This window comes from Methylophaga sp., assembly GCF_030651745.1.
In genome coordinates this window covers 1-5,193 of sequence record NZ_JAUSCC010000008.1, presented here as the reverse complement: position 1 = coordinate 5,193, position 5,193 = coordinate 1, and the positions used below count along the sequence as shown (strand labels likewise).

Annotated in this window: 3 protein-coding genes and 1 tRNA gene; 3 read left to right on the top strand and 1 reads right to left on the bottom strand. The window is 46.1% G+C overall.

Features of this window, described 5'->3' with window-relative positions:
* Positions 1–51 precede the first annotated feature (51 nt).
* The 3 genes from cydB (at position 52) to Q7V21_RS00390 (ending at position 4,723) form a co-directional block, all read left to right on the top strand.
* Complete coding sequence (cydB, locus tag Q7V21_RS00400) at positions 52–1,053, top strand: cytochrome d ubiquinol oxidase subunit II (protein ID WP_304915399.1); 1,002 nt, start codon at positions 52–54, stop codon at positions 1,051–1,053.
* A 254-nt stretch (positions 1,054–1,307) separates the two neighbouring features.
* Positions 1,308–3,008 carry a thiol reductant ABC exporter subunit CydD gene (cydD, locus tag Q7V21_RS00395; RefSeq protein ID WP_304915398.1) on the top strand — a complete coding sequence of 567 codons (1,701 nt, stop codon included), beginning with the start codon at positions 1,308–1,310 and terminating at the stop codon, positions 3,006–3,008.
* Positions 3,009–3,010: 2 nt separating this feature from the next.
* The gene (locus Q7V21_RS00390) at positions 3,011–4,723 is read left to right on the top strand and encodes an amino acid ABC transporter ATP-binding/permease protein (protein ID WP_304915397.1); all 1,713 of its coding nucleotides are present in this window, start codon (positions 3,011–3,013) and stop codon (positions 4,721–4,723) included.
* 177 nt (positions 4,724–4,900) lie between these two features.
* Here the strand turns inward: Q7V21_RS00390 and Q7V21_RS00385 are convergent.
* Positions 4,901–4,991: transfer RNA gene (locus Q7V21_RS00385), tRNA-Ser, on the bottom strand.
* Positions 4,992–5,193: the final 202 nt, after the last annotated feature.

Sequence of the window (5,193 nt, the reverse complement as noted above, 5' to 3'; positions counted from 1 at the left end):
AAAAGCCCAACGGCCGATATCCGCAGCCAATGCCAATTTAGACGGAGGTCTATGATGGAACAGCCATTTGATTTAGTGATTATCTGGGCCGGCATTATTGGCTTTTCGGTGATGATGTATGTGTTGATGGATGGCTTTGATTTGGGGCAGGGGATTCTGTATCCCTTTGCACCGGATGATCATTCTAGAGACCTGATGATGAACTCGGTAGCGCCAGTATGGGATGGTAATGAAACCTGGCTGGTAATGGGCGGTGCGGGATTATTAGGGGCATTCCCGTTAGTGTATTCGGTATTTCTGCCTGCTTTATATATAGGCGTGTTTCTGATGCTGGCTGGTTTGATTTTTCGCGGCGTGGCCTTTGAATTCCGTTTTAAGGCAAATACTACCAAATACATATGGGACTGGGCTTTTGCCGGGGGCTCCTTCGTGGCAACATTTGCTCAGGGCGCGGTGGTTGGCGCTTATGTGCAGGGGTTTGAAACCAATAATTTTGCCTATGTAGGTGGCCCGTTTGATTGGTTAACGCCTTTCACAGTGATTACCGGTTTAGGTTTGGTGGCGGGGTATGCTTTGTTGGGCAGTACCTGGTTAATTATGAAAACCGAGGGTGAACTACAGCAATGGGCGTATCGCGTCACACTTCGCCTGTTAGTGCTGGTGTTATTGGTGTTTGCCATCATCAGTATCTACACACCATTTGTCGATACAGGCGTAATGGAGCGGTGGTTCCATGGTTTCTCAATCATTTGGTTTTTACCACTGCTAGCGCTTTATAGTGCTTATCTGATTTATAGCTCAGTTAAAAAACAGCAGGAAGGTTTGCCGTTTGTTGCCACTATGGGGCTGTTTTTATTCACTTATCTGGGTTTGTTGGCAAGTAAATGGCCTTATCTGGTGCCGCCTGACTACACATTATGGGATGCAGCTTCAGCCTATGAATCGCAACTGTTTCTGTTACTAGGCTTCCTGTTTGTCATCCCATTTGTGCTGGGCTATATCGCCTGGTCATACTGGATTTTCCGCGGCAAGGTAAAAGGTGGTTATCACTAGGGCCTGAGCCACCACTGCTGGAGACTATTTTTCCGTCCAGCAAGGCGTAAATGATGCAATGTAGCTATTCTTCATAAGTCATTTTCAACGCAGTTGGACGGAAAAAGTCCCAACCTTCGGGTTGTGATTGAAAAAACACCACCCTGTGTTGCTCGTCATTCATTGTAGAATGGCTAAACTTCAATCCTTGCGCCTTGTGTGATGTTTTTTCAATTCACAACAGAGGCGGCTATGAAAGAGCAACAGACCCTGCTATGCCTAATGAGTCAATAAACACTGATAAATCCTTAGCTAAAGCCGGACGTTTACTGTTAAAGCAACTGACGCAGCAGCAGCGAAGCCGATTACGGCTAGCTATTATCGCGGGTCTGTTGGCAACGATTGCGATGATTGTGCAGTGGTATGCGCTGGCACAATTAACTTATTCAATAATCATTCAACAGCAATCGCTGGTTGAGCAACCCTTAATGATTAGTCTGATGGTTCTGGGGCTTATTCTGAGATCCGTGCTGGTCAGAGCCCAGGATCACTATTCCCAATTGGCAAGTTTGCAGGCACGTCAGAATTTGCGTGAGCAGATCCTCAGCACATGGCAAACCATCAGCGCCTTGCAACACAGTCAACGTTCATCTGGTGCTTCAGCCAGTCAGTTGATTGAAGATGTGGAAGCGATGGATGGTTATTTCGCCCGGTTCTGGCCGCAGCAGTCATTAGCCTTATTCACTCCCATCCTTATTGTGATAGTGGTGTTTTATTACAACTGGCTGGCTGCGTTGTTTTTGGTGGTGGCAGCACCATTGATTCCATTATTTATGGTGTTGGTGGGGTTGGGTGCAGAAGGTGTTAATCAACGTTTTTTCAAACAACGCCAACGTCTGGCAGGGCATTTTCTGGATCGTGTTAAACATCTCACTACGTTAAAACTGTTTGCGGCGGAAACTGCTGCACTCAATGATGTGAATGCGCGCAGTGAGGATTACCGGCAAGTGGTGATGAAAACACTGAAACTCGCGTTTTTATCGTCAGCCGTTTTAGAGTTTTTTACCAGTGTGGCGATTGCCAGTATTGCGATATATATTGGTTTTTCCCTGTTTGGTGCGATTAGTTGGGGCCCCGCGGCGGATATCACTTTATTTAGTGGTTTATTCATATTGCTGCTGGCTCCGGAGTTTTTTCAGCCATTACGAAATCTTTCTCAGTTCTATCATGATCGGGCTGCAGCATTGGCAGCTGCTACTCAAATTGCTACATACCTGGATCCGGCTGAAAATAATGAACTGCTAGCTGACGATTCCGACCCGGAAGCCCCATCCATTGCAGCGCTGTCAAATCTGGTGGTCACTGAACTCACTATTGGTTATAAGGCCAGTAAGGTTTTACAGGGGCCTTTAAACTTCGAGTTATCTACGGGGCAGTGTCTGGTGATTAGCGGAGCTTCTGGCTGCGGTAAAACCACCTTGTTGCATAGCTTGGCGGGTTATCTGCCAGCAGTGTCCGGTGAGCTGTTATTAAATAAGCAGCCAATAGGTAAAACAGCGATTCGCTATTTACCACAAAAGCCCTGGATCATTAACGGTAGCTGGGCCGATAACCTGTCGGTGCTGGCACCTGATGCAACTAAACAAGCGATGCAACAGGTATTAACTAAGTTAGGTTTGAAAAGCTTAATATCTAATAGAGACAAAGGTTTAGATAGTCTACTTAATGAGCATGGTGATGGGCTTTCTGGTGGTCAATTACAACGCTTGGCACTGGCGAGAGTATTACTTTCACCTGTATCACTGGTATTGCTGGATGAACCAACGGCCAGCCTGGATAGTGAAAGTCGACAATACGTGTTGGCAGCACTATTGGCTTTAAAACCACAATGTATTTTAGTGATATCGAGTCATGATGCAGAGGTGTTGGCGCTTGCCGATCAGCAATTTCATTTTGAATGTAAAAAAGCTGACTGATTATGTTGAATACTCCACCAAATACGGTTTCACCGATTAGATTCTGGCTCGACAAAGTTCTCGCACAGCAGAAAAAACGCTTAATAATCGGTTTATTGCTGGCATTAGTCACCGCTGTTTCTGCGATGGGATTGTTAGCGTTGTCTGGCTGGTTGATAACCGCTACGGCAATAACCGGTCTGGCGATTACTGCGGGTAGTGCGGTGATGCTGGATATTTATCGTCCCGGTGGTGGTATTCGGTTTTTTGCCTTAAGTCGAACGGTTGGACGCTATTTCGAACGATTACACAATCACGATATGGTGTTACGCGTGATTGCTGGATTTCGTGGCAGCTTGTTTGGCGGGCTGCTGGCTTTACCTGTTCAAGATCTGCGAAATACACAGGATAGTGAATGGCTGAGCCGCTTAACTGCTGATCTGGATAATCTGGACAGTCTGGTTTTACGATTACTACTGCCACCATTGGTCGCTATTTTCAGTGTGTTGTTGATTGCCGTCTTTATCAGCTTCTTCTGGGCCAAAGCAGGCTTGCTATTCGCTCTTATCACCCTGATACCGGGCATGATTTATTTCAGTCTGTTTACTCGTAAAACATCACAAATCAGCAGTGACTATGCCAGCCAGATTAATCAGGCCAGATTACTGACCATTGAACATTTACAGGGACAATTAGAATTGCAGGCTGCGCATTTGCATAAAGCGCATCAAACACAACTAAACGAGTCGCTCAATCAGATTGGCGCTTTGCAACTCAAGCTGAATCAACTTATTGCCAATGCACAGTTCGTGGTGAATATCTGCCATAGTTTGCTGGTCATCATGGTCGCCATTGCTGCTTTGTTTGCTTACCAGAATGGGATATTCAGTGGGCCTGTTGCGGTTATGTTGTTTCTGGCGGTATTTGGTTTAGCTGAAATTTTGCTAAACCTGCCGGGACAGTTGGGCCAGTGGGGGAGAACCCGCTATGCTGCAGAGCGGTTGCAACCATTAGCGGAACATACACCACTGAAATCACAGGAATTAGCCGAAGTTCATCGCTTGTCGATGATGCTAGCCGAGCATCCGAAAGTTATTAGCACTATGGATACTGCGATTGCATTTGAATTAAGCGAGCCACAATGTTTGCTTATAACCGGACGATCCGGAAGCGGTAAATCCACCTTGGCTAATATTATTGCGGGACTGGAAATACCCGACTCAGCGAACACACCTTATCAGTTGTTGGTAAATGGCATTCCCCTGCGAATAGAGCAAACACAAGCTTGGCATCAGCAGATTGGCTATCTAACCCAGCAAAACAGCATTATCGCCGCAACGTTATATAGCAATCTGACTCTGGGTCTAGAAGACATTGATGAAAAACAGCTTTGGCAGGTACTGGCATTGGTAGAGCTGGAAAACTGGGCAAAGCAATTACCAGCAGGGTTACATAGTTGGCTGGGTGATACCGGCAGTCAACTCTCTGGAGGTCAGGCCCGCCGAATTTGTCTGGCCCGGCTATTGTTAAGAACCCCCGGGCTGATTCTGCTGGATGAACCCTTTAACGGCATAGACACAGAAATGGCACAACGCATCTGGCAGCGTTTATATCCATACTGGCAGGACAAAATGCTGATCGTACTGATGCACCAGCGGCCAGATTATTTCCCCGAGGTTGATAACCAACAGTGTTTTGAAATCAATCTGGATCTGAAGTTAAACATTGAACCGTAAGTATTAGCCAGATAAAGACTGTTTTGTTTGATGATCGCGTTAACGCAGAGGCAACTCGTTAGCAGCGGTACCGATGGGACGCTACTGCCTGAAATAATTCCTAAATACATGGAGCCTAAAATCACGTTTTGCAAACGCTAGAAACAAAAAAACGGACCGAAGTCCGTTAGTTTGTTTTGGCGGAGGGACAGGGATTCGAACCCTGGGTAGGCTATAAACCCACGCCGGTTTTCAAGACCGGTGCATTCAACCGCTCTGCCATCCCTCCAAGACGCGGCATATTACTAGGAATGACTTGATCTGACAACAGTGAATGCAAAATTTATATAGCTATTGCCATTTAGAACTTATCCGGTAGGATGATGTCCATTGGATGAATCACCAATCATCAATACTTTACTGAGTAATGGAGAAATAAACTGATGAACTACGATACACAATCAACAGTTGTACGCTCGCGCGAGTCTGCG